The organism is Pseudomonas sp. ACN5, assembly GCF_002303975.1.
GTDB lineage: Bacteria > Pseudomonadota > Gammaproteobacteria > Pseudomonadales > Pseudomonadaceae > Aquipseudomonas > Aquipseudomonas laurylsulfatiphila.
On record NZ_MRCP01000010.1, the window covers coordinates 220781 to 243309 of the forward strand.

25 protein-coding genes are annotated in these 22529 nt (G+C 60.2%); 13 read left to right on the forward strand and 12 right to left on the reverse strand.

What is annotated here, in order from left to right; genetic code table 11:
• Positions 1-72 precede the first annotated feature (72 nt).
• Both BSF40_RS19865 and BSF40_RS19870 read right to left on the reverse strand, forming a co-directional pair.
• Positions 73-1149, reverse strand: coding sequence for a 3-deoxy-7-phosphoheptulonate synthase (locus BSF40_RS19865; RefSeq protein WP_007973561.1), 1077 nt, complete (start codon positions 1147-1149; stop codon positions 73-75).
• A gap of 187 nt (positions 1150-1336) precedes the next feature.
• Positions 1337-1780: a PilZ domain-containing protein gene (locus BSF40_RS19870; RefSeq protein ID WP_007973560.1), complete on the reverse strand. Its 444-nt coding sequence runs from the start codon at positions 1778-1780 to the stop codon at positions 1337-1339.
• Here BSF40_RS19870 and BSF40_RS19875 point away from each other — a divergent pair.
• The 5 genes from BSF40_RS19875 (at position 1779) to cysB (ending at position 5733) form a co-directional block, all read left to right on the forward strand.
• Complete coding sequence (locus tag BSF40_RS19875) at positions 1779-2165, forward strand: co-chaperone YbbN (RefSeq protein ID WP_095966396.1); 387 nt, start codon at positions 1779-1781, stop codon at positions 2163-2165. The two genes, BSF40_RS19870 and BSF40_RS19875, sit on opposite strands and share 2 nt — an antisense overlap.
• The gene (locus BSF40_RS19880) at positions 2162-3115 is read left to right on the forward strand and encodes a putative 2-dehydropantoate 2-reductase (protein ID WP_095966397.1); all 954 of its coding nucleotides are present in this window, start codon (positions 2162-2164) and stop codon (positions 3113-3115) included. The genes BSF40_RS19875 and BSF40_RS19880 overlap by 4 nt, the downstream gene beginning before the upstream one ends.
• A gap of 25 nt (positions 3116-3140) precedes the next feature.
• Positions 3141-4046 carry a 5'-nucleotidase gene (locus BSF40_RS19885; protein WP_095966398.1) on the forward strand — a complete coding sequence of 302 codons (906 nt, stop codon included), beginning with the start codon at positions 3141-3143 and terminating at the stop codon, positions 4044-4046.
• A 95-nt stretch (positions 4047-4141) separates the two neighbouring features.
• Positions 4142-4645 (forward strand): universal stress protein, encoded by a 504-nt coding sequence (locus tag BSF40_RS19890; protein WP_007973551.1) that lies wholly within the window; start codon positions 4142-4144, stop codon positions 4643-4645.
• 113 nt (positions 4646-4758) lie between these two features.
• Positions 4759-5733, forward strand: a complete 975-nt coding sequence (cysB, locus tag BSF40_RS19895; protein ID WP_015094029.1) for an HTH-type transcriptional regulator CysB — start codon at positions 4759-4761, stop codon at positions 5731-5733.
• A gap of 6 nt (positions 5734-5739) precedes the next feature.
• Here cysB and BSF40_RS19900 read toward each other — a convergent pair whose 3' ends face one another.
• Together BSF40_RS19900 and BSF40_RS19905 are read right to left on the reverse strand one after the other, a co-directional pair.
• Complete coding sequence (locus BSF40_RS19900) at positions 5740-6222, reverse strand: GreA/GreB family elongation factor (RefSeq protein ID WP_095966399.1); 483 nt, start codon at positions 6220-6222, stop codon at positions 5740-5742.
• Positions 6223-6224: 2 nt separating this feature from the next.
• On the reverse strand, positions 6225-6635 hold the full coding sequence (locus BSF40_RS19905; protein ID WP_095966400.1) for a hypothetical protein: 411 nt from the start codon (positions 6633-6635) through the stop codon (positions 6225-6227).
• Positions 6636-6759: 124 nt separating this feature from the next.
• Here BSF40_RS19905 and earP point away from each other — a divergent pair, with 124 nt between their 5' ends.
• On the forward strand, positions 6760-7902 hold the full coding sequence (gene earP / locus BSF40_RS19910; RefSeq protein ID WP_095966401.1) for an elongation factor P maturation arginine rhamnosyltransferase EarP: 1143 nt from the start codon (positions 6760-6762) through the stop codon (positions 7900-7902).
• A 48-nt stretch (positions 7903-7950) separates the two neighbouring features.
• Complete coding sequence (locus BSF40_RS19915; RefSeq protein WP_007955690.1) at positions 7951-8520, forward strand: elongation factor P; 570 nt, start codon at positions 7951-7953, stop codon at positions 8518-8520.
• 174 nt (positions 8521-8694) lie between these two features.
• Here the strand turns inward: BSF40_RS19915 and BSF40_RS19920 are convergent, their stop codons facing one another.
• From BSF40_RS19920 to BSF40_RS19935, 4 genes are all read right to left on the reverse strand, one after another.
• On the reverse strand, positions 8695-9708 hold the full coding sequence (locus tag BSF40_RS19920) for an alpha/beta hydrolase (RefSeq protein ID WP_095966402.1): 1014 nt from the start codon (positions 9706-9708) through the stop codon (positions 8695-8697).
• A gap of 34 nt (positions 9709-9742) precedes the next feature.
• Positions 9743-10162 carry an organic hydroperoxide resistance protein gene (locus BSF40_RS19925; RefSeq protein WP_095966403.1) on the reverse strand — a complete coding sequence of 140 codons (420 nt, stop codon included), beginning with the start codon at positions 10160-10162 and terminating at the stop codon, positions 9743-9745.
• A gap of 350 nt (positions 10163-10512) precedes the next feature.
• Complete coding sequence (locus BSF40_RS19930) at positions 10513-10974, reverse strand: MarR family winged helix-turn-helix transcriptional regulator (protein ID WP_095966427.1); 462 nt, start codon at positions 10972-10974, stop codon at positions 10513-10515.
• Positions 10975-11041: 67 nt separating this feature from the next.
• Complete coding sequence (locus BSF40_RS19935; RefSeq protein ID WP_095966404.1) at positions 11042-11998, reverse strand: LysR family transcriptional regulator; 957 nt, start codon at positions 11996-11998, stop codon at positions 11042-11044.
• 110 nt (positions 11999-12108) lie between these two features.
• Between BSF40_RS19935 and BSF40_RS19940 the strand changes: the two genes are divergently transcribed.
• Positions 12109-12858, forward strand: a complete 750-nt coding sequence (locus tag BSF40_RS19940; RefSeq protein ID WP_095966405.1) for a sulfite exporter TauE/SafE family protein — start codon at positions 12109-12111, stop codon at positions 12856-12858.
• On the opposite strand, the gene BSF40_RS19945 is transcribed toward BSF40_RS19940, so the two are convergent.
• Positions 12848-13702: a LysR substrate-binding domain-containing protein gene (locus BSF40_RS19945; RefSeq protein WP_095966406.1), complete on the reverse strand. Its 855-nt coding sequence runs from the start codon at positions 13700-13702 to the stop codon at positions 12848-12850. The genes BSF40_RS19940 and BSF40_RS19945 overlap by 11 nt on opposite strands.
• 95 nt (positions 13703-13797) lie before the next feature.
• Between BSF40_RS19945 and BSF40_RS19950 the strand changes: the two genes are divergently transcribed.
• Together BSF40_RS19950 and BSF40_RS19955 are read left to right on the forward strand one after the other, a co-directional pair.
• Positions 13798-14013, forward strand: a complete 216-nt coding sequence (locus tag BSF40_RS19950) for a DUF1127 domain-containing protein (protein ID WP_007973532.1) — start codon at positions 13798-13800, stop codon at positions 14011-14013.
• Between the two features lie 80 nt (positions 14014-14093).
• Positions 14094-15323, forward strand: a complete 1230-nt coding sequence (locus BSF40_RS19955) for a winged helix-turn-helix domain-containing protein (protein ID WP_095966407.1) — start codon at positions 14094-14096, stop codon at positions 15321-15323.
• A gap of 108 nt (positions 15324-15431) precedes the next feature.
• Here the strand turns inward: BSF40_RS19955 and BSF40_RS19960 are convergent, their stop codons facing one another.
• Positions 15432-16778 (reverse strand): class II 3-deoxy-7-phosphoheptulonate synthase, encoded by a 1347-nt coding sequence (locus BSF40_RS19960; RefSeq protein WP_095966408.1) that lies wholly within the window; start codon positions 16776-16778, stop codon positions 15432-15434.
• A 150-nt stretch (positions 16779-16928) separates the two neighbouring features.
• Between BSF40_RS19960 and BSF40_RS19965 the strand changes: the two genes are divergently transcribed.
• Positions 16929-17684 (forward strand): spermidine synthase, encoded by a 756-nt coding sequence (locus tag BSF40_RS19965; protein WP_095966409.1) that lies wholly within the window; start codon positions 16929-16931, stop codon positions 17682-17684.
• Positions 17685-17808: 124 nt separating this feature from the next.
• On the opposite strand, the gene BSF40_RS19970 is transcribed toward BSF40_RS19965, so the two are convergent.
• Positions 17809-18600 (reverse strand): crotonase/enoyl-CoA hydratase family protein, encoded by a 792-nt coding sequence (locus tag BSF40_RS19970; RefSeq protein WP_095966410.1) that lies wholly within the window; start codon positions 18598-18600, stop codon positions 17809-17811.
• Positions 18601-19024: 424 nt separating this feature from the next.
• On the opposite strand from BSF40_RS19970, the gene BSF40_RS19980 reads away from it, so the two are divergent.
• A complete protein-coding gene (locus BSF40_RS19980) occupies positions 19025-20698 on the forward strand; it encodes a DEAD/DEAH box helicase (protein ID WP_007973525.1) in 1674 nt (557 codons plus the stop codon).
• 220 nt (positions 20699-20918) lie between these two features.
• Here the strand turns inward: BSF40_RS19980 and BSF40_RS19985 are convergent, their stop codons facing one another.
• The gene (locus BSF40_RS19985) at positions 20919-21686 is read right to left on the reverse strand and encodes a class III extradiol ring-cleavage dioxygenase (RefSeq protein ID WP_095966411.1); all 768 of its coding nucleotides are present in this window, start codon (positions 21684-21686) and stop codon (positions 20919-20921) included.
• 102 nt (positions 21687-21788) lie between these two features.
• Here BSF40_RS19985 and BSF40_RS19990 point away from each other — a divergent pair, with 102 nt between their 5' ends.
• Positions 21789-22445 carry a thiopurine S-methyltransferase gene (locus tag BSF40_RS19990; RefSeq protein WP_095966412.1) on the forward strand — a complete coding sequence of 219 codons (657 nt, stop codon included), beginning with the start codon at positions 21789-21791 and terminating at the stop codon, positions 22443-22445.
• Positions 22446-22529 lie beyond the last annotated feature (84 nt).

The window sequence follows — 22529 nt, forward strand, 5'->3', positions numbered from 1 at the left end:
GAATGCATAAAAAAACGCCGGGTTCTACCCGGCGTTTTTTTGTGTGCGCTTTTTGAACAGGCCGTCAGGCGATCAGCTGCGATCGCGTTTAGGCAGCACATCCTTGAGCTTGGCATGCATGCTGCGCAAGGTGTTTTCGGTCGCGGTCCAGTCGATGCAGGCGTCGGTGATCGACACGCCGTACTGCAGGTCGGCGAGGTCTTTCGGGATCGCCTGGGCGCCCCAGTTCAGGTGGCTTTCAACCATCAGGCCGATGATCGACTTGTTGCCCTCGAGGATCTGGTTGGCGACGTTTTCCATCACCAGCGGTTGCAGGGCCGGATCCTTGTTGGAGTTGGCGTGGCTGCAATCGACCATGATGTTGGGCTTGATCTTCGCCTTGTTCAGCGCCTGCTCGCAAAGCGCAACGCTGACCGAATCGTAGTTCGGCTTGCCGTTGCCGCCGCGCAGCACCACGTGACCGTAGGCATTGCCCTTGGTCGTCACGATGGAGACGCCACCTTCCTGGTTGATGCCCAGGAAGCGGTGCGGGCTGGAAACCGACTGCAGGGCGTTGATGGCCACGGTCAGGCCGCCGTCGGTACCGTTCTTGAAGCCGACGGCCGAGGACAGGCCGGACGCCATTTCACGGTGAGTCTGGGATTCGGTGGTGCGCGCGCCGATGGCCGACCAGCTGATCAGGTCCTGCAGGTACTGCGGGGAGATCGGGTCGAGGGCTTCGGTGGCGGTTGGCAGGCCTTTTTCGGCCAGGTCCAGCAGCAACTGGCGACCGATGTGCAAGCCATCCTGGATCTTGAACGAGTCGTCCAGGTACGGGTCGTTGATCAAGCCTTTCCAGCCGACGGTGGTACGTGGCTTCTCGAAATACACGCGCATGACCAGATACAGGGTATCGGACACTTCGGCTGCGAGAACCTTCAGGCGCTCGGCATATTCGTGGGCGGCCTTGATGTCGTGGATCGAGCAAGGCCCGATGACGACGAACAGGCGGTGGTCGGTGCCATCCAGGATGTTGCGAATGACTTCGCGGCCCTTGGTGACGGTGCGCAGTGCGGCGTCGCTCAGGGGAATATCGCGCTTGAGCTGATCGGGAGTGATCAGCGTCTCGTTGGAGGCGACGTTTAGGTCGTTGATCGGTAAATCAGCCATCGTTTACTCGTCAGGTCACGGGTGCCGGCCGCCAGCGAACCCGCGCGGCGGAGCACAGCAAATTAAGCGCGTCGGGGAGCTGAACCTTAGCGCGTTACACCGTGGCTCGACAATGGGCAGACGCCGGTTTGGTGGGCTTTCGCAGTCAGTTTCCCTGCCGTGAGGGCCAAACCGATCAAGTACGCCCCTATTCCGGCACAGGTTGCGCAAAAGCCTTGCGCACCGATTCGTGCGAGAACTCGTCGGCATGCTCCTGGACCCATTCGAGCGCCAGGGCCTGAACATCCTGCAAGTCTTCGTGGGACTCATGCAGGCGGCAGTAGCGTTCGATCTGGCACACCTGCTCACCCATTCGGGCGCTGAACAGCGTTTGTTCGTCGACGAAGGCGATGCCCACCAGATAACCGCGTTTGCGCCGCAGGCACCAGGCGACATAGCCCAGGTAGCGCATGTCCGGGTTCACGGTCGGCATGCGTACTTCCAGTGCCGTGCCGTAGCGCCACGCGCGGTGATAATTGCAAGCCATGCCCCCGAGGCTGATAGTGTGCAGCTGCCGTCGCGAAATACACTCAGGTTTGAGCAAGGTTAATTCGACAGGCACATCGTCAGGGTGAGGAATGAATCGTCCCATGAACACAGACTCCATGTGTCGGCCATCTGACATTGTTCTCCCCAGTATAGTGGTCGAATTGGAACTGACCGATTTTGACGCCGACCAACGGCTGCTGGCGATGAGCGGTGTTTCGCTGGTCATTTTCACCAGTGTCGGCTGCGCCGGCTGCCGTTTTGCCCGCGAACAATTGCCGGCACTCGATCTGGCCGTCGATCGACTGTGCTGGATCGATGCCGGCAATAACGGCGGGGTGGTCGAGCGTTATCAGGTCTTTCATTTGCCGGCGCTGTTTGTCGTGCGCGACGGCGAGTTCTTCGGAGCACTGAAATCGCGCCTGACCGACACAGAGCTCAATCGAGCCGTGCGCCAGGCGTTGAGTCGAACAGCAGAGGAGTTGCCATGAAGGGGACAGTTGCCAGGCCGACAATCGGCATTATCGGGACCGGCGCAATCGGCGGGTTCTACGGGGTGATGCTGGCGCGTGCCGGTTTTGATGTGCATTTTCTGCTGCGCAGCGAGTTTTTCGCCGTGGCCGAGCACGGGTTGCAAGTCGATAGCGCACCCCACGGTGCGCTGAAACTGAACCCGGTACAGGCTTACTCGAAGGCTGAAGACATGCCGCCCTGCGACTGGCTGCTGGTAGGCGCGAAAACCACCAGCAACGCAGATCTGGCACCGGCCATCCTGCAGGCGGCGGCACCGGATGCCAAGGTGCTGCTGTTGCAAAATGGCCTGGACGTGGAGGACAGCCTGCGCGAGCTGCTCCCCGATTCGCTGCATGTGCTCGGCGGACTTTGCTACATCTGCGTCCATCGCGAGGCCCCGGGCGTCATCACCCATCAGGCGCTGGGCGCGGTGCACGTGGGTTATCACAGCGGTCCCGCCGATGGGCCGACACGCACTGCGATAGTCGAGGAGGGCGTCGGCCTGTTCCGCAGCGCCGGCCTCGATTCCCAGGCCATGGCGAACTTGCACCAGGCGCGCTGGCAAAAACTGGTCTGGAATATCCCTTACAACGGTCTCTCGGTTTTGCTCGGGGCGAGCACCACACCGTTGATGGCCGATGCCGACAGTCGCGAACTGATCAAGGCGCTGATGGCTGAAGTGGTGCAAGGCGCAATTGCCTGCGGGCACGACGTACCGCCAGGGTATGCCGAGCACCTGTTCATGGTGACCGAAAAAATGCCCGACTACTGGCCGAGCATGTACCACGATTTCCTGCACAAGCGGCCGCTCGAATTGGCGGCGATCTACGCCCGACCACTGTCGGCCGCCCGGGCCGCGGGATGTGAAATGCCGCGCATCGAGGCCTTGTATCGCAGCTTGAGTTTCATTGATCGACGCAACACCTGAGTCGACCGACCTGAGGGGGAAGGGCATGCCAAAGGCAATTGACGACAAGCTGGTGCTGGCGATTTCTTCGCGGGCGCTGTTTGATTTGAGCGAAAGCCACAAGGTCTATCTGTCGAGCGGCGTCGAAGCCTACCGGCAGTATCAGATCGAACACGAAGACGAAATCCTTGAGCCCGGCGATGCTTTTCCGTTGGTGCAGAAACTCCTGAACCTCAACAATAGCCTGGGCCGCGCCCGGGTCGAAGTGATTCTGGTGTCGCGCAACAGCGCCGACACCGGGCTGCGGGTATTCAATTCGATCGACCACTACGGGCTGGCGATTTCCCGTGCGGCATTCGTCGGCGGACGTAGTCCGTATCCCTACCTCAAGGCCTTTGGCTGCGATCTGTTTCTCTCGACCCACGCCGAAGACGTACGCAGTGCCCTGGACGCCGGATTCGCCGCGGCGACCATTCTGTCTGGCGGTGCCAGCCGTGCGGCCAGCGACGAGCTGCGCATTGCCTTCGACGGAGACGCGGTGCTGTTTTCCGATGAGTCGGAGCGCATTTATCAGGCCGGTGGTCTGGAGGCGTTCCAGGCCAGCGAGCGTGAGGCCGCTCGCGAGCCTTTGCGCGGTGGGCCGTTCAAGGGCTTTCTCGCGGCCCTGAACCTGTTGCAGCGTGAGTTCCCGGAGGACGCCTGTCCGATCCGTACCGCGCTGGTCACGGCGCGATCGGCGCCCGCCCATGAGCGGGTGATTCGCACATTGCGCGAGTGGGACATCCGTCTCGACGAATCGCTGTTCCTCGGCGGCCTGACCAAGTCCGCCTTTCTCGAAGCCTTCGCCGCCGATGTGTTTTTCGACGATCAGGCCGGCCACTGCGAGCTGGCCCGTGAGGTCGTCGCCACCGGTCATGTGCCCCACGGCATAAGCAACGAGCAAAAGGTTTAAGCCCGCCGTTCAATGTGTTGCGCCGGACGTCGTAGTCGCCAAGGCGCTGCTAAGCTGAATCAAATGTCCGCCATGTCGGCAGTCGAGGAGGTCATATGATTCGTTCGATGCTGTACGCCACTGACCTTGGCCTGTACGCGCCCGTGGTGATGCAGCATGCCCTGGAGCTGGCCCGGACCTTCAATGCCAATTTGTACGTCGTGCATGCGGTTGAGCCCATGGGGTTGTTTGCCGAATCGGTGCTGCAAAGTTATCTCGATGAACAGGCGCTGAACGAGTTTCACAGCCAGGGTCTGAATACGGTGATTGCCAGTATCGAGCAGCGGGTGCTCGACAGTTTTCGTGAGGAGTTGGGGGATGAAGGGGAGCACGACCTGGAGCGGATTCAGGCAGTCAGGGTGCTGCAGGGCGACCCATCGCAGGTGATTCTGGACCAGGCGCAGAAACTCTCCGTGGATTTGTTGATCGTAGGAAGTCACAGCCACGGTGCGGGTGCGGAAACGCCTTTGGGCCGCACCGCCGCCCGTGTGTTGCAACTGTCCAAGGTACCGGTCTATCTGGTGCCGCTGGTGCAACGTCGTCGTCAAGGGGACCGCTAGGACACGAATAATGGCAATCTGATAAAAAAGTTCTAGATTTATTCTTCGAGCCATTAATATAGTTATATATCGTCGCTGATGCCCGTGGCGTCTACCTGCTTTGAGGGATTCATATGAAGCTTCAACAATTGCGCTACATCTGGGAAGTGGCGCACCACGACCTCAACGTTTCCGCTACAGCCCAAAGCCTTTACACCTCTCAACCGGGCATCAGCAAACAGATCCGTCTGCTGGAAGATGAACTGGGCGTCGAAGTCTTTGCCCGCAGCGGCAAGCACCTGACCCGGGTCACCCCGGCCGGTGAGCGCATCATCACCACCGCTGGCGAGATTCTGCGCAAGGTTGAAAGCATCAAGCAGATCGCCCAGGAATTCTCCAACGAGAAGAAAGGCACCCTGTCGATTGCCACCACTCACACCCAGGCGCGTTATGCGTTGCCGCCGGTGATCAGCAATTTCATCAAGCAATACCCGGACGTTGCCCTGCATATGCACCAGGGATCGCCGATGCAAATCGCCGAGATGGCCGCTGACGGCACCGTGGATTTCGCCATTGCCACCGAAGCGCTCGAACTGTTCGGTGATCTGGTGATGATGCCGTGCTACCGCTGGAACCGCTGCGTGGTCGTGCCTCAGGGGCACCCGCTGACCAAACTGTCGAAACTGACCCTCGAAGCGCTGGCCGAATACCCGATCGTGACCTACGTGTTCGGTTTTACCGGCCGTTCGAAACTCGACGAAGCGTTCAGCCATCGAGGACTGACGCCGAAAGTTGTGTTCACCGCCGCCGACGCCGACGTGATCAAGACCTATGTTCGCCTGGGTCTGGGCGTGGGCATCGTGGCGAAAATGGCCGTCGATACCAAACTCGACAGCGACCTGGTCGTACTTGATGCCAGCGAACTGTTCGAGTCCAGCGTGACCAAGATCGGCTTCCGTCGCGGCACCTTCCTGCGTGGTTTCATGTGCGACTTCATCGAGAAGTTCGCGCCGCACCTGACCCGTGAAGTCATGGCCAAGGCCATTCAATGCCACAACAAGCAGGAACTGGAAGAGCTGTTCGAAGGTGTCGAACTGCCAGTCCATTAAGCCCGTTTAAACGACCTCGGTGACAGCGAACTGTTGCCGAGCGCCCGCCACCGTAATTTCCACCTCGTCGCCCTCGAACTTGCCCAGCAGGCTTTTGCCCAGCGGTGAGCGCGGGGTGATGACGGTGATCAGTTGCCCCACCAGGTCAACTTTCAACCCGGCTGCATCAGGGGCGAGGAACAGCCATTGTTCGCGCCCCTTTCCGTCTTCGAGCCCGAGCAGCGCGCCGACTTCGATGCCCCGCTGTTCGTCATACGGGCGCAGGGCCAGGCTCTGGCAGAGGCTCAGTGACTGGCGGATTTCCTCGACCCTTTTGGCTTGCCCGGCCGCGAGATAGGACGCCTCGAGCCCCAGGGTGTCGTATTTGTTTTCGGCGATGTTTTCTTCGTGGGTCGCCGTTTCGTAGGCGGTTTGCGCGGCCCGTTCGGCGATGTCGAGATCGATCTGCAGTTTGTCGAGAATCAGTTGGTGGACGGTGTGCTTATTCATGATCAATCGCAGAATTGCAGGACGTTGGCGCGACTTTTTTCGCTGGGTGCAGTCCGGTCCTGTTGCAGCCAGAACTGACAGTTCGGGTTGGCCAGGTTGCGAGTGCTGCCGCGTGCCTGATCGAGCCGTTGTGCCTGCTCGTTCTTGCGCAGGTTTTCTTCATATTGCTCGAACAGCGGACTTTGTGGCGGGATGTCCGGCACCGGTTGAGTCACCACCGGTGGCTTGGCCAATTGCTCCACAGCTGCTGCTACAGGTGCCAATTGTTCGCTGAAAAGCAGGCGTGAAGCGAGCCAGCAGGTCAGCACAATGGCAATGAATCCCAGCCACATGCCGAGGGCGATGCTGCCGGTCAGTTGCAGGGCATTGAGGCTGATCGGGAAGGATCGGCGCGGAGCGGGGCGGTGGGGCATGGTTGCTTCCTGGCGAAAGGTCACTGGCGAGTGGCGATTGTCGCATGAAGAATAATCGTCGTCGGCTCTTCTGCACGGGGTAATTTATGCGGACAATCGGCGCCTTTGCCAACGGGAGCCTGGAATGCCTGAACTGAACACCCGCTGGGATATTTTTTGTACCGTGGTCGACAACTTCGGCGACATCGGCGTGACCTGGCGACTGGCCCGGCAACTGGTGGCCGAACATGGGCTGGCGGTGCGTCTATGGGTCGATGATCTGCGAGCGTTCGAGCGCCTGTGTCCGCCAATCGACATCCACGCTGCACAGCAATGGCAGCAAGGCGTCGAAGTGCGCCAATGGCCAGCCGAGTGGCAACGGACTGAAGCCGCCGATGTGGTGATTGCTGCATTCGCCTGCCAATTGCCGAGCGCCTATATGGATGCCATGGTCGAACGGGAAAAGACTCCGCTGTGGATGAACCTCGACTACCTGAGTGCCGAGGACTGGGTGATCGGCTGTCACGGTTTGCCCTCGGTGAAATACAAGAACGTACAGAAGTTCTTTTTCTTCCCGGGTTTCCAGAAGGGCACTGGCGGATTGTTGCGAGAGCGCGGATTGCTTGAGCGTCGTCGGCAATTTCAGCAGGACCCGCAAGCTCAAAGAGAATTCCTGCACGGTTTAGGGATTGATCCTGCACCCGGTGCACAGTTGATCTCATTGTTTGCCTACGAAAACACCGGGTTGGCCAGTTGGCTCGATGCGATGGCTGGCGATTCGACGGCCACTCATCTGCTGGTGCCGGAAGGGCGGATTCTCGGCGACGTCGAGCGTTGGCTCGGTGTGCAGGGGCTGGCGGCCGGTGCCGTGCATGTGCGTGACGCCTTGACCGTGCAAGTGCTGCCATTCGTCCGCCAGGACCAATACGACAGCTTGCTGTGGTGCTGCGATTTCAATGCCGTGCGTGGCGAAGATTCCTTTGTGCGCGCTCAATGGGCGGGCCGGCCATTTCTCTGGCACATCTACCGGCAGGAAGAAGATATCCATCTGGACAAGCTCGATGCCTTCCTCGAACTCTATGTGAAGGGGCTATCAGACCCTGCACGGGAGGCGATCAGCGGTCTCTGGCGGGCCTGGAACGCCGGTGAAAAAATGCCCGACCACTGGCAATCCACCCGTAAACACTGGCCAGAGCTGGAAAAACACGCCGAGGCGTGGTGTCTGGAACAGGCCTTGCAGGCCGATCTTGCCACGGCGCTGGTACAGTTTTATGGAAATTGGATATGATACGCGGCCTAGATTTTTGTAAATCCCATCCAAATTCGGATATTCGCAATGAAAACTGGTAAAGAACTCAAACCCGGTACCGTGATCCGTATCGACAACGATCCTTGGCTGGTTCAGAAAGCTGAATTCACCAAGTCCGGTCGTAACAGCGCGATCATGAAAACCAAGCTGAAGAACCTGCTGACCGGCTACAAGACCGAAACCGTATACGGTGCGGACGACAAGCTGGACGACGTGATCCTCGACCGCAAGGAAGCGACCCTGTCCTTCATCAGCGGCGACTCCTACACGTTCATGGACACCACCGACTACACCATGTACGAGCTGAACGCCGAAGACATCGAAAGCGTTCTGCCATTCGTGGAAGAAGGCATGACCGACGTTTGCGAAGCCGTGTTCTTCGAAGGCCGTCTGGTTTCCGTAGAGCTGCCGACCACCATCGTGCGTCAGGTTGACTACACCGAAGGTTCCGCTCGCGGCGACACTTCCGGCAAGGTAATGAAGCCTGCCAAACTGAAGAACGGTACCGAGCTGTCGGTTGCTGACTTCATCGAAATCGGCGACATGATCGAGATCGATACCCGCGAAGGCGGTTCCTACAAAGGCCGTGCCAAATAAGCACTGCTTGAGGAATGAAAAAGCCCGACCATTGAGTCGGGCTTTTTTGTGCCTGGAATTTCACCTTCAGCGACGACCCCCTGTGGGAGCGGGCTTGCTCGCGAAGGCGTCTTTCCATTCGATATTTATGTCGACTGACACGCCGCCTTCGCGAGCAAGCCCGCTCCCACAGTTTTATTTCAGGTGTTGCTTGAGCTCTTCAGACGCCTGCAACATCGCCGAACGCACCGCCGGCACCTGGCTCACCACGTTGAGCAAACCGTAGTCGTGGATCATGCCGTTGTACCGCACCGAGGTCACCGGCACTCCGGCTTCATCGAGTTTGCGGGCGTAGGCTTCGCCTTCGTCGCGCAACACGTCAGCACCCGCGGTCTGTACCAGCGCTGGTGGCAAGCCTTTCAACTGGGCGGTGGTTGCGCGCAGAGGTGAGGCGTAGATCTCGTTACGCTGGTTGGCGTCGGTGGTGTAGTTGTCCCAGAACCACTTCATCGCATTTCTGGTGAGGAAGTGCCCTTCGGCAAACTGGTTGTAGGAGGCGGTTTCGAAGTTGGCATCCGTCACCGGCCACAGCAAGGCCTGGAACTTGATCGCCGGGGTTCCCTTGTCCTTGGCCATCAGTGCAACCACGGCCGCCATGTTGCCGCCGACACTGTTGCCGGCTACCGCCAGGCGCTTGCCATCGATGTTGATCTCCTTACCGTGCTCGGCCACCCACTTTGTCGCGGCGTAAGCCTGGTTGATCGCCACCGGGTAATGGGCTTCCGGCGACGGCGTGTAGTTCACGAACACGGCCGCTGCCCCCGAACCCGTCACCAGGTCACGCACCAGCCGCTCGTGGGTCGGGAAGTCCCCCAGTACCCAGCCGCCGCCGTGGAAGAACATGAACACGGGCAGCTCACCCTTGACCCCGGCCGGCCGGACGATGGTCAGGTTCAGCGGTTGGCCATCGACTTGAATGGTCTTCTGGCTGACATCGGCTTTTGGCAGTGTCAGTTTCACCCCGGCCTGCGCGCCCGTCAGCACGGCGCGGGCGTCTTTCGGGCTGAGTTGTTCAAGCGGCTTGCCGGTACCGGCATTCAGCGCATCGAGGAACGCCTGGGTGTTGTGTTCAACCCCATTACTTGCGAACGCACCGTTGATCGACAGAGCGAGAAGGGTACCGGTCAAGACTTTGCTGAAAGTGTTCATGTTCGTTTCCTGTTCGGGCCTGGGTAGTCAGCGCTTAGACGGTTACGTGCAGGCGCACATCGACGTTGCCACGGGTGGCATTGGAGTACGGGCAGACCTGGTGGGCGGCGTCGACCAGTGTCTGGGCATCGGCTTGTTCAAGACCCGGCAGGCTGATGTGCAGGTCGATGTCCAGGCCGAAACCGCCAGGGATCTGGCCGATGCCGACATGGGCGGTGATCGACGCGTCGCTCGGGATGCTGCGCTTGGTCTGGCTGGCAACGAATTTCAGGGCACCGATGAAGCAGGCGGAGTAGCCGGCGGCGAACAGTTGCTCAGGATTGGTGGCTGCGCCGCCGGCACCGCCGAGTTCTTTCGGCGTGGCGAGTTTGACGTCGAGGATGTTGTCGCTGGAAACCGCACGACCGTCACGGCCACCGGTGGAAGTTGCGATTGCGGTGTAGAGAGTTTGCATGGTGAAAGCCTCGTTCAGGGTTTGATTTTTTTGCGCTAAATGTTTGCGCGCTAAGTAAGTGCGAAATGAATGTATCGCGCTAATGTTTAGTGCGCAAGATAAAAAACAAAATAAATTTGCCAGGGCCGACGAGCGGTTAAACGAGGTTGGCTGAAACTATTGAATTAGAGCGGATGGAGGTTTTACAGGCGACTTTTTGTGGCGGGGAATCGGTTCTATGGCACCGCACAAAGCAACTGTGGGAGCGGGCTTGCTCGCGAAGGCGGTGTGTCAGTCGATGTAAATTTCGAATGACAAGGCGCCTTCGCGAGCAAGCCCGCTCCCACAGGGGATAAGTCGTGGTTTTGAAATTACAGGCTGTCCTGCAGGTGGCGACGCAGCGCTTGCAGCTCCGCTTGCAGGTTTTGCAGGCGCTCCAGTGTCATCCCGCTGGCGCCGAGGATGCATTGGGGAATATCACGCGCCTTGTCGCGCAACGCCCGACCCTGTTCGGTGAGCTCGACGATCACCACGCGTTCATCTTCGCGGCTGCGGGTTCGGCTGAGCAGGCCTTCGGCTTCCAGGCGCTTGAGCAGCGGCGTCAAGGATCCAGGGTCGGTCAGCAATCGCGTGCTGATTTCGCCTACCGTCAAACCGTCCCTTTCCCACAACACCATCATCGCCAGGTATTGCGGGTAGGTCAGGCCCAGCGCTTGCAGCAAGGGCTTGTAGACCTTGGTCATCATCAGCGAAGTGGAGTGCAGGGCGAAGCAGGCCTGATTATCCAGCAGCAGGTTGTCGCAGTTGTCCGGGGTGTTGCGCTCGGTGCTCATGTCGAAGCCTTGATCTGTGATCATTGGAATCTAGCGGGCGAATCTTTAATGCGCCAGATAATTTTGATCAGTGCCGTTGCAAATGGGTTTGCAACAGCAGATCCCAGGGCGGAACCGGGCTGAAGCGGGTTTTCAGGTACTCCAGCAACAAGCGGCTACGGGGGTTGGGTTGTTGTTCCAGGCGCAAGGCATAGATGCCGGTGTTTTCCGGTTGCGGCAGGCCGCTGTCGCAGAACAGCGGCAGCAACTCACCCCGCAACAGGTACTCGCTGGCCAGCCAGGTCGGCAGGTGCGCGATACCCAATCCGGCCAATGCGCCGCATACCAGCGCCTCGGCATTGTTGGCGCTCATGCGCACCCGTGCCGGCCGATGCAACTGCATTTGCCCGTCCCGTTCGAAACGCCAGGCGAAGGGCGGGGCCAGACCATCCCAATCGAGTCCGTCGTGTTCATTCAGCTGTGATGGATCGGTCGGCACGCCGCGTCGTCGCAAATAGTCAGGGCTGGCGCAGGCAATACGCACCATGCTCGCCAGTGGCGTGGCCACCAGCCGGGTGTCGGCCAATTGCCCGGCGCGCAGCACCAGATCGACCTTGCCGAGGTTCTGGCCCTGCATGTCGACGAAACTGTCGATCAGGTGCAGTTGCACATCGAGTCCCGGATAGAGCATGAGGAAGTCGGCAATCACCGGTGCCAGGTGCCGGCGCCCAAAGGCTGCTGGCGCATCGATACGAATCAGGCCTTCCGGCGCGCTGCTCAAGGACACCGCCTCGGCCCGGGCCAGGCGCAACTCGGCGACGATCCGCCGTGCTCGCTCGGCGAAGGCCAATCCTGCCGGGGTCGCTCGCACCGCATGCGTGCTGCGGATGAACAGCTGACTGCCGACCGCGTTTTCCAGGCTGTCGATACGCCGTGCCACGGCCGAAGGGGTCATCGGATGACGGCGCGAGGCAGCGGAAAAACTGCCGGTTTCCAGTACATCGAGGAATAAAGCCAGTTGGTCGGTCAATTGGTTGGGATTCATGGCAAGTCTGTGCTTGTGCGAATTTGGCACAGCCATTGTGCGTCGCTGTGCGTTTCCGTGCCATAAGCAACTGCGTAGGATCAATGGCGTGATGTGAGGAGAAATTGGCCGTGATTGAGTTTCTGATGTACCTGGTATTCGGTGCCGTACTGGGCACGCTTGGCGGTTTGTTCGGAATCGGCGGTGGCCTGATTGCCATTCCGCTGTTGGGCGTGCTGTTCGGGCTCGATCAGCAGATTGCCCAAGGCACGGCATTGGTGATGGTCGTGCCGAACGTGATGCTGGCGCTGTGGCGCTACCATCAGCGCAACCGGATCGAGCGGCAACACGCGTTACCGTTGGCCATCATGGGGTTCTGCTTCGCCTGGCTCGGGTCGATCTGGGCGGTGGGCATCGATGCGCGAACCATGCGCATAGGTTTTGTCGCGTTTCTGATCGCACTGTCGGCGTACAACTTCGTTCGCATGTTCGCCACCAGCGCCTCGGCGGCGTCACGGATGAACTACTCATGGCCCTGGCTGGGCGTGCTTGGCGCTGCATCAGGCACGATGGGCGGGTTGTTCGGCGTGGGGGGCGCGGTGGTGGCGACACCGGTGCTGACCAGTCTGTTCGGCACCAGCCAGGTGGTTGCGCAGGGGTTGTCGTTGGCGCTGGCCCTGCCGAGCACGGGGGTGACGCTGGTGACTTATGCCGTGCACCATCAGGTCAACTGGGGGATTGGCTTACCCTTGGCGGTCGGGGGGCTGATGAGCATCAGTTGGGGCGTGAAGGTTGCCCACGCCTTGCCGGAGCGGCTGCTGCGCGGGCTGTTTTGCGGGTTCCTGGTGTTCTGTGCGGTGACGCTCGCTTTTAAAGTTTGAAGCCATCAATGATGTGGTCGGCCAGGCACTCGGTGATCGGTGACGGGTTATGCAGGTTGCGCACGAGCATGATACTGGCCTCGGGCAGCAGCGGCAGATCCTCGGCTTCACCCAGAATGCGCATGTCCGCGGTGATCAGGCTTTCAAGCTGCGCGGTCACTGCCAGGCCGGCGCTGACCACGGCCATGATCGCCGACAGGCTGTCGCTGTTGTACGCCACCCGGTAATCGCGCCCCTGGGCATCCAGGGCATTGCAGGCCCACTGGCGGCAGAAGCAATCGCTGTTGAACATCGCCAGCGGCAGCGGCGTCTGTTCGTGGGCGCTGTAGCATTGCGCCTCGGCCCAGACAAAACGTTCCTTGCGCAACAACTGGCCGATTTCGCTGCCCGGTTCGCGGGTCACGATGGACAGGTCCAGGTCCTGGCGCATCAACAGCTGTTTCGATGATTCGCAGTGCACTTCGATCTGGATCAGCGGATAGGACTGGGCAAACCGGCGCAGGATCCCCGGGAGAAACCGCATCACATAATCGTCCGGCGTACCGATTCGCACCGTGCCGACCATGTCGGGCTCACGCAGGGTATTGAAGACCTCGCTGTGCAGCTTGAGGATCCGCCGCGCATAGCCCAGCAACACCTGGCCTTCGGCCGTCAGCCGCACCTGCCGTCCGTCGCGCTGGAACAACTGGCGTTGCAGCACATCTTCTTCCAGTCGTTTCATCTGCATGCTGACGGCTGACTGGGTGCGGTTGACCATTTCGCCGGCGCGGGTAAAGCCGCCCTGGTCGGCGATGGCGACGAAGGTGCGCAACACTTCGGTATCGATACTCGGGTAGGCCGACATCCATCAATCTCCGAGATATGTGACATCAGAAACATTCGTTGGATTGATCTTAGACCCGGCGCGAGACTGGAGCCATCCAAACGGAGGGCAACAAGATGAAAGGTCAACATGAGTTCCATGGTGCGGAAAAACACTCGATTCATCTGATATCCGATCTGCTGCACAAGGTCGGCCGCTGGTACGAACTGCATCGCGAGCGCGAACTGCTGGCGAGCTTGAGCGACGAAGCACTCAAGGACATCGGCATGAGTCGTGCGGATGTGGAGAACGAGTCGATCAAACCGTTCTGGAGCGACCCGATGCATAAATGACCCGATCAATAAATGATGAATGCCACGCTACACAAACCCCTTACCGGTGAGGTAGGTTGCGAGCAGACAAGGAGATGCCCATGCCCGCAACATTGTCCTTTACCCTCAAACAGGCTCGGCGTCTGGCGCTGGCCGCCCAAGGGTTCAACGGGCGGCAGTCGCCAGCGGCGATCAAGACTGTTGCGCTCAACCGACTGATCGAACGGCTGGGCATTTTGCAGATCGATTCGGTCAATGCACTGGTGCGTTCGCACTACCTTCCGCTGTTTTCCCGCCTCGGCCATTATTCCCCGGACTTGCTCGACCAGGCAGCCTGGAGCCAGGGCCGGCGTCGAACACTCTTTGAGTATTGGGGCCATGAAGCCTCGTTGTTACCTCTTTCCCTATACCCGCTGATGCGTTGGCGCATGCAGCGAGCGAGCCGTGGCGAAGACATCTATCAGCAATTGGCGCGTTTTGGGCGTGAGCAGCAAGACACGATTCGTCGCGTGCTGGCATCGGTCGAGCAGCAGGGCGCGCTGGGTGCCGCAAGCCTGTCGACCCGTCAGGAGCGTGCCGGGCCCTGGTGGGACTGGAGTGCGGAAAAGCATGCGCTGGAATGGTTGTTCGCTGCCGGTGAAGTGACCGTTGCCGGACGGCGCGGGTTCGAAAGGCTCTACGATTTGCCGGAACGGGTGATTCCCTCGGCGGTTCTTGCGCAGCCCATCCTGGATGAAGATGACGCCCAGCGCGGCCTGTTACGGCATGCGGCAACGGCCTTGGGTGTCGGTACGGAGAAGGATTTGCGTGACTATTTCCGCCTGAACCCTGCGGACAGTCGTCCACGTTTGGCCGAGTTGGTCGAGGCCGGTCAATTGCTGACCTGCGAAGTGCAGGGCTGGCGACAACCGGCCTATTGTCTGCCCGAGCCGAAGGTGCCGCGCAAAGTCGCGGCCAGTGCCTTGCTCTCGCCGTTCGATTCGCTGATCTGGGAGCGCAGCCGTACGGAGCGGCTGTTTGATTTCCGTTATCGGCTGGAAATCTACACGCCGCAGGACAAGCGCGTTTACGGCTATTACGTGCTGCCGTTTCTGCACAACGAACGGATTGCCGCACGGGTCGATCTGCGTGCCGAGCGTGCGGCGGGTCGTTTGGCTGTGCATGCGGTGCATGAAGAAGAAACGGGGCTGGATGACGAGGGGATGTTGGCGTTGGCGGTCAATCTGCGGCAGATGGCGGATTGGCTGGGGCTGGCGCAGGTTCAGTTGAGCTGCGCGCGGGCGAGTGCGGCAAGGTTGCGGGTGGCATTGGCACAGATTGATGGTGACTGAACTGGCCCCTTCGCGAGCAAGCCCGCTCCCACATTGGTTCTGTGTCGTTCACAAATCAAGTGTGGGAGCGGGCTTGCTCGCGAAGGCGTCTTGTCAGGCAGCCAATAACTAGCGCCGAACCTGCTTCAGTGTTTCAGCAATCAAAAACGCCAGTTCCAGCGACTGATCGGCATTCATCCGCGGGTCGCAATGGGTGTGGTAGCGATCCGACAAACCGTCCTCGGTAATGGGCCGCGCACCACCGATGCACTCGGTAACGTTCTGCCCGGTCATTTCGATATGGATACCACCGGCATAACTGCCTTCGGCTTCGTGCACCTGGAAGAACTGCTTCACCTCGCCAAGGATCTGCGCGAAGTCGCGGGTCTTGTAGCCGCTGCTGGCCTTGATGGTGTTGCCGTGCATCGGGTCGGAACTCCACAGCACCTGCTTGCCTTCACGCTGGACGGCGCGGATCAGTTGCGGCAAGTGATCGCCGACCTTGTTCGCGCCCATCCGTGCGATCAGGTTCAGGCGGCCCGGATCGTTGTCCGGGTTGAGCGCGTCGATCAGGCGAATCAGGTCGTCGGGGTTCATGCTCGGGCCGACCTTGACCCCGATCGGGTTGTTCACCCCGCGCAGGAATTCGACGTGGGCGCCGTCGAGCTGGCGGGTGCGGTCGCCGATCCACAGCATGTGCGCCGAGCAATCGTAGTAATCGTTGGTCAGGCTGTCGCGACGCACGAACGCTTCTTCGTAGTTCAGCAGCAGCGCTTCGTGGGCGGTGAAGAAACTGGTCTCGCGCAGCTGCGGCGAACTGTCCATGCCGCAGGCGCGCATGAACGCCAGGGTTTCATCGATGCGATCGGCCAGGTGGCTGTATTTTTCCGCCAGCGCCGAGTTGGCGATGAAGTCCAGGTTCCACTTGTGCACCTGATGCAGATCGGCAAAACCGCCCTGGGCGAACGCGCGCAGCAGGTTCAACGTGGCGGTGGACTGGTGATAGGACTGCAACAGGCGCTCGGGGTCCGGCACGCGGCTTTTTTCGTCGAAACCGATGCCATTGACGATGTCGCCACGGTAGGCGGGCAGCGTCACGCCATCGATGGTTTCGTCGTTGGCCGAACGCGGCTTGGCGAACTGCCCGGCCATGCGCCCGACCTTGACCACCGGACAGCCGGCGGCAAAAGTCATCACGATGGCCATCTGCAGCAACACCTTGAAGGTGTCACGGATTTTCGCCGCGGAGAATTCGGCGAAGCTTTCGGCGCAGTCGCCACCCTGCAACAGAAACGCGCGGCCCTGGGTCACCTCGGCAAACTGACGGCGCAACTCACGGGCTTCACCGGCAAACACCAGCGGCGGATAGCTGGCCAGGGTCTGCTCGACCTGCTGCAAATGCGCGGCGTCGGGGTATCGGGGTTGTTGCTGGATCGGCAGGGCGCGCCAGCTGTCAGGACTCCAGGGTTGGCTCATCACGGTCTCTAGTGTTTTCGCTCGGACGTCCATGTTATCAGCAAATTAGTGCGTGACCTGTTCCCGTCGCATCGCTGACAATCTCGCCTTTGCCGCTCTCTACACGCGGTGTTATTGCGTTGCCGGCCCCGGTGACGGTCAGGAGATGAAATGACTGAGGAACGCGTCGAGCATCTGCTCGCCGAGGTACAGGACGAGTTCGGTGTGATTCGTGTGCTGGAAGTGGCCGATTACCGTTTTCTCGAGTTCGGTGATGCCATCGAGCAAAGCTGCGTGTTCACCGCCGATCCGAGCTGGCTCGAGTACGACTATACCCGGGCGATGCTGATCGGCGCGTTGTGCCATGAACTGCCCGAAAGCGCACTGTTTCTCGGTCTCGGTGCCGGTACGCTGACCCAGGCCTGCCTCAAGTTCCTGCCGCTGGAAGATGTCGAAGCCATCGAGCTGCGCCCGGACGTGCCGCGTCTGGCCATTGAATATCTGGGGCTGGATGACGATCCACGCCTGTACATCCGCGTTGGCGATGCGCTGGAGTTGCTGGATAGCGCAGAATCGGCGGACCTGATTTTCGTCGACCTTTATACCGATGTCGGCCCGGGTGTCGGGCATCTGGCCTGGAGTTTCCTGGAAGATTGCCAGAAACGATTGAATCCGGGTGGCTGGCTGGTGATCAATCAGTGGGCTACCGACGATGGCAAACCCCTGGGCGCCGCCTTGTTGCGCGGTTTGTATCACCGGCACTATTGGGAGCTGCCGGTGAAGGAGGGCAACGTGATCCTGATCGTGCCTTCGGAGCTGGATCAGGAGCTGGACATGGACGGCCTGATCGCCCGCGCCGAAACGCTGGCGCCGCGGCTGGGGTATTCGTTGCAGTCGTTGATCAAGGCGATTCGCCCGGCAACCTGATTAATTGATTGTCTGGACGGGCCCCTTCGCGGACAAACCCGCTCCCACAGTGGATCTTTGGAGCTCGCCGGACTCTGTGGGAGCGGGCTTGCCCGCGAAAGGGCCATCAAAGCCAATGTAAAAATCAAAGCCCTTTGAAGACCCCAGGCCGCCGCTCCACCATTGACCGCACACCTTCCTTGACGTCCTCGCTCGCCATCAACTTCTTCACCAGCAGCGGCAACGCCTGTGCCGCTGCGGTTTCCCCTTCGTAGCGGGCCTGTCGCGCAGACATCAGTGTCGCTTGAACGCCGAGTGGCGCCTGACGGGCGATCCGTTCGGCCAGTTCAATCGCCCGGGGCAGCAAGTCCTCGCTGGCCATGACCTCCTGCACCAGACCCAGGTGCAAGGCGTCACGGGCGTCGAACTCATCCCCGGTCAACAACCAGCGCATGGCATTGCCCCAGCCGGCCACTTGATGCAGGCGCAGGGTGGCACCGCCGAACGGGAAGATCCCGCGTTGCACTTCCATCTGCGCGAACCGGGTGTTGCTGGCGCACAGGTTGATGTCGGCGGCCAGCATCAGCTCGATGCCGATGGTCAGGCAATAACCCTGGGCGGCGACAATCACCGGTTTGCTGACCCTGGGGCCGGCGAATACCGCCCAGGGATCACAGCCGCCGGGTGGAACCTGCCAGCCATCTGCCAGTGCGACGCTGGCATTGACCAGATCGAGCCCGGCGGTAAAGTGCTCGCCATGAGCGAACACCACCGCCACCCGCGCTTCGCTGTCGGCCTCGAATTCGCCATAGGCCAGGCTCAGCGCGTTGAGCAGGTCGAGATCGAAGGCGTTGCGCTTGGCCACCCGATCCAGACCGATCAGGAACACATGGCCGCGCCGTTCGCGGCTGACTCGACTGGAACTGGGCTGTTTCATGGAGCGGTCCTCGGGGGTAGGAGAGGCGTGCGGGGACCTGCGGTCTGCACGGTAAAGGGTGAACCGTTTTAGCGCCATCACCCGCAAGGCCGGGCCTTTGAAAAATAGACGGCTGACCGATTAATCGCAAAGCCTGTGACACAACGGTGTATCCGGTGGATTTCCGATAAAAAAAGCTCCCTTTTTTGACGAATTCCGGTATAGTGCGCGCCGGCCTTTAACCGGGCCGCGTTTAGGTAGCGCAATTCCCCGAAGCCAGCTTCGGCTGCACGTCCGCCCAGCGGACTCTTCCTTTACGATTCTTTTCATTCATTCGTTTTCGCAAATCCCCGCCGACAAAGCTGCCAGGGCGACTCTTGAGTCTCAACACGGCATGTGCAGCTTTGGAGCATGGGTCTTTGCGGATGCACTTAGAGGCAGACCCATGACCCAGGAAATCGGCGGCTTCGCCGCTCTTGAACTTCATCCAAATATTGTCGCTGCAGTAGTCGCTACCGGCTATGAAGAGCCTTCGGCCATTCAGCAGCAGTCGATCCCGATCATTCTCGCCGGTCACGATATGATTGGTCAGGCGCAAACCGGTACCGGTAAAACCGCTGCCTTTGCCCTGCCAATTCTGCACCGCATTGATCCGTCCAAGCGCGAGCCGCAAGCTCTGATCCTGGCCCCAACTCGTGAGTTGGCGCTACAAGTTGCAACCGCTTTCGAAACCTACGCCAAGCAAATGCCGGGTGTGACTGTTGTGGCTGTCTACGGCGGCGCGCCGATGGGCCCACAACTGAAAGCAATCCGTAATGGCGCACAAATCGTTGTCGCCACTCCGGGCCGTCTGTGCGACCACCTGCGTCGCGACGAAAAAGTACTGGCGACCGTGAACCACCTGGTTCTCGACGAAGCCGACGAAATGCTCAAGCTGGGCTTCATGGACGACCTGGAAGTCATCTTCAAGGCCATGCCGGAAACCCGTCAGACCGTACTGTTCTCGGCAACCCTGCCTCAGTCGATCCGTGCCATCGCCGAACGCCACCTGCGCGATCCGAAGCACGTCAAGATTCAGAGCAAGACCCAGACCGTTACCGCGATCGAGCAGGCTCACCTGCTGGTTCACGCTGACCAGAAGACTTCGGCCGTTCTCAGCTTGCTGGAAGTGGAAGATTTCGACGCCCTGATCATGTTCGTGCGCACCAAGCAAGCGACCCTGGACCTGGCCAGTGCCCTGGAAGCCAAAGGCTACAAAGCCGCTGCGCTGAACGGTGACATCGCCCAGAACCAGCGTGAGCGCGTGATCGACTCCCTCAAGGATGGCCGTCTGGACATCGTTGTGGCCACCGACGTTGCCGCTCGTGGCCTGGACGTTCCGCGCATCACTCACGTGTTCAACGTTGACATGCCGTACGATCCGGAGTCCTACGTTCACCGTATCGGCCGTACCGGCCGTGCCGGTCGCGAAGGTCGTGCATTGCTGCTGGTAACTCCGCGTGAGCGCCGCATGCTGCAAGTGATCGAGCGTGTAACCGGTCAGAAGGTTGCTGAAGTTCGCCTGCCGGACGCTCAAGCCGTTCTGGATGCGCGCATCAAGAAACTGACCAACAGCCTGTCGCCGCTGGTGGCCGAGGCCGAATCGACTCACGGTGATCTGCTCGATCGCCTGACCGCCGACATCGGTTGCAGCCCGCGTGCCCTGGCCGCAGCCCTGCTGCGCAAGGCAACCAACGGTCAAGCGCTGAACCTGGCCGCTATCGAGAAAGAGCGTCCACTGGTGCCGAACAATGCACCGCGTGGCGATCGTCCAGAGCGTTCCGGTGATCGTCCTGAGCGTGGCGACCGCGAGCGTCGTGCTCCGATGCCACTGGGCGAAGGCCGTGCACGTTGCCGTACCGCGCTGGGCGCGCGTGACGGTATCGCCGCCAAGAACCTGCTGGGCGCCATCCTCAATGAAGGTGGTCTGGCGCGTGAAGCGATCGGTCGCATCCAGGTGCGTGACAGCTTCAGCCTCGTCGAGCTGCCGGAAGATGGTCTGGAGAAGTTGCTGACCAAGCTGAAGGACACTCGCGTTGCCGGCAAGCAGTTGAAGCTGCGTCGCTACCGCGAAGATTGATCCGCTCTCGGGCTGATTGATCGAACATGAAAAATCCCCGACTGGTTCGGGGATTTTTTTTGCCTGCCGTCAAGACTTGGCTGGTGAGCGGCGGTGGCTCATTCGCGAGCAAGTCGGATCGCCGCACCACCGCTCCCACATTTGATCGCATTCTTTCTGAAGTAAAGCAGTCGTCTGTTGGAGCGGGCTTGCTCGCGAAGGTCGCGACGCGGTCTGTCTGTCAGCCGAAGCGGTAAATGTCCATGCCCAGCGCACCCATGGTGAACCCTTGGTGAGCAACGCTGAACTGCCCACCGGCGGCGCGGGCAAAGTACAGCGGCAACAGGTGTTCGTCGCTGGGGTGATTGCGCGCGGCATGGGGTGCCTGCGCGCGATAGTCATGCAGTGCGGCTTCGTCGTTCGCTTCGAGTTTCTCGATCATCCAGTCGCGAAACGCCAGTGCCCAGGGCTCAACGCTCTCGGGGCCGGCATGCCAGTCCAGCTCCCGCAGGTTGTGAGTGATGCTGCCGGAGCCGATCAACAGGACGCCGTGCTCGCGCAGGCTGGCCAGCGCGTGGCCAACGCGGGTCTGTAGAGCGGGGCCGGCCCGGGTGGGCAGCGAAACCTGGACAATCGGGATGTCTGCTTGTGGGTACATCAGCGATAAAGGCACCCAGACGCCATGGTCGAAAGGCCGATTGCTGTCGATGCGCGCAGGAAAACCAGCGGTTATCAGTAGCTCGGTAACCTCTGCGGCGAGTCGTGGGTCGCCGGGTGCGGGGTACTGGACCTCGAACAGGGCTTTGGGGAATCCACCAAAGTCATGCCAGGTTTCAGGCTGCGGATTGCCGCTGACCAGCAGCTCATTGCTTTCCCAGTGCGCAGACACAATCACGATGGCTTTGGGCCTGGGTATCTCGACGGCCAGGCGGGCGAGTGCCGGCCCGCTGGCACCAGGTTCCAGGGCGAGCATGGGGGATCCGTGGGATATGTACAGGCTGGGGAACATGAATGAGCTCCTGAGAGTTAAGATGCAACATCTTCAGTCAGATCATTAATCTAAATCTAATATAAGTTTTAGGGTGTTTTGATCGAATTTTCGGGGTTATTTATGCAGCCGGAGTTTTGGCACAAGAAATGGGCGGCGAATCAGATCGGTTTTCACCTGCCGCAGGTGAACCCTTATCTGAAGCGGTTCTGGCCAGCGTTAAGCCTTGAAGAGGGGGCACGCGTGTTGGTGCCGTTATGTGGCAAAAGCCTGGATTTGCTTTGGCTCGCCCATCAAGGCCATGAGGTCCTGGGAGTCGAACTGTCGGAAAAAGCCATCGAGGAGTTTTTCAGCGAGCATGGCTTTGATCCGGCCGTCAGTGAGCAGGGGCCTTTCAAGGTCTATCGGGCAGGTTCCATCGAGCTTTGGTGCGGCGATTTCTTTGAGCTGACGGCCGGTGACACGGCTGATTGCTCCGCGCTTTATGATCGCGCCGCGTTGATTGCGTTGCCGCCCAAGATGCGTGAGCAATATGCCGCGCACCTGAATCGGATTCTGCCGAAAGAGTGTCGCGGATTATTGATCACGCTGGACTATGACCAGGTTCAGATGGACGGACCGCCCTTTGCCGTGCTCGATGATGAGGTGCAGCGATTGTTGGGCGGGTCATGGTCGCTGAAGGTGCTGGAGGATCAGGACGTACTGAGTGAGAGCGGGAAGTTCCTGGAGGCGGGTGTGACGCGACTTGAGGAGCGGGTGTATCGGGTTTCCAGTCAGTAATTAGTTGTTAGTCCAGGCCTCTTCGCGGGCAAGCCCGCTCCCACAATGATCTGTGGCGTTCACAGATCCTGTGGGAGCGGGCTT

Bases quoted from the DNA above. Each gene is read 5' to 3' on its own strand.
- BSF40_RS19865 (WP_007973561.1), bottom strand. From the start codon at position 1,149: ATGGCTGATTTACCGATCAACGACCTAAACGTCGCCTCCAACGAGACG.
- BSF40_RS19870 (WP_007973560.1), bottom strand. From the start codon at position 1,780: ATGGGACGATTCATTCCTCACCCTGACGATGTGCCTGTCGAATTAACC.
- BSF40_RS19925 (WP_095966403.1), bottom strand. From the start codon at position 10,162: ATGCAAACTCTCTACACCGCAATCGCAACTTCCACCGGTGGCCGTGAC.
- BSF40_RS19920 (WP_095966402.1), bottom strand. From the start codon at position 9,708: ATGAACACTTTCAGCAAAGTCTTGACCGGTACCCTTCTCGCTCTGTCG.
- BSF40_RS19980 (WP_007973525.1), top strand. From the start codon at position 19,025: ATGACCCAGGAAATCGGCGGCTTCGCCGCTCTTGAACTTCATCCAAAT.
- BSF40_RS19950 (WP_007973532.1), top strand. From the start codon at position 13,798: ATGAAAGGTCAACATGAGTTCCATGGTGCGGAAAAACACTCGATTCAT.
- cysB (WP_015094029.1), top strand. From the start codon at position 4,759: ATGAAGCTTCAACAATTGCGCTACATCTGGGAAGTGGCGCACCACGAC.
- BSF40_RS19905 (WP_095966400.1), bottom strand. From the start codon at position 6,635: ATGCCCCACCGCCCCGCTCCGCGCCGATCCTTCCCGATCAGCCTCAAT.
- BSF40_RS19990 (WP_095966412.1), top strand. From the start codon at position 21,789: ATGCAGCCGGAGTTTTGGCACAAGAAATGGGCGGCGAATCAGATCGGT.
- BSF40_RS19955 (WP_095966407.1), top strand. From the start codon at position 14,094: ATGCCCGCAACATTGTCCTTTACCCTCAAACAGGCTCGGCGTCTGGCG.
- BSF40_RS19930 (WP_095966427.1), bottom strand. From the start codon at position 10,974: ATGAGCACCGAGCGCAACACCCCGGACAACTGCGACAACCTGCTGCTG.
- BSF40_RS19965 (WP_095966409.1), top strand. From the start codon at position 16,929: ATGACTGAGGAACGCGTCGAGCATCTGCTCGCCGAGGTACAGGACGAG.
- BSF40_RS19945 (WP_095966406.1), bottom strand. From the start codon at position 13,702: ATGTCGGCCTACCCGAGTATCGATACCGAAGTGTTGCGCACCTTCGTC.
- BSF40_RS19960 (WP_095966408.1), bottom strand. From the start codon at position 16,778: ATGAGCCAACCCTGGAGTCCTGACAGCTGGCGCGCCCTGCCGATCCAG.
- BSF40_RS19900 (WP_095966399.1), bottom strand. From the start codon at position 6,222: ATGAATAAGCACACCGTCCACCAACTGATTCTCGACAAACTGCAGATC.
- earP (WP_095966401.1), top strand. From the start codon at position 6,760: ATGCCTGAACTGAACACCCGCTGGGATATTTTTTGTACCGTGGTCGAC.
- BSF40_RS19935 (WP_095966404.1), bottom strand. From the start codon at position 11,998: ATGAATCCCAACCAATTGACCGACCAACTGGCTTTATTCCTCGATGTA.
- BSF40_RS19875 (WP_095966396.1), top strand. From the start codon at position 1,779: ATGAACACAGACTCCATGTGTCGGCCATCTGACATTGTTCTCCCCAGT.
- BSF40_RS19970 (WP_095966410.1), bottom strand. From the start codon at position 18,600: ATGAAACAGCCCAGTTCCAGTCGAGTCAGCCGCGAACGGCGCGGCCAT.
- BSF40_RS19880 (WP_095966397.1), top strand. From the start codon at position 2,162: ATGAAGGGGACAGTTGCCAGGCCGACAATCGGCATTATCGGGACCGGC.
- BSF40_RS19985 (WP_095966411.1), bottom strand. From the start codon at position 21,686: ATGTTCCCCAGCCTGTACATATCCCACGGATCCCCCATGCTCGCCCTG.
- BSF40_RS19890 (WP_007973551.1), top strand. From the start codon at position 4,142: ATGATTCGTTCGATGCTGTACGCCACTGACCTTGGCCTGTACGCGCCC.
- BSF40_RS19915 (WP_007955690.1), top strand. From the start codon at position 7,951: ATGAAAACTGGTAAAGAACTCAAACCCGGTACCGTGATCCGTATCGAC.
- BSF40_RS19885 (WP_095966398.1), top strand. From the start codon at position 3,141: ATGCCAAAGGCAATTGACGACAAGCTGGTGCTGGCGATTTCTTCGCGG.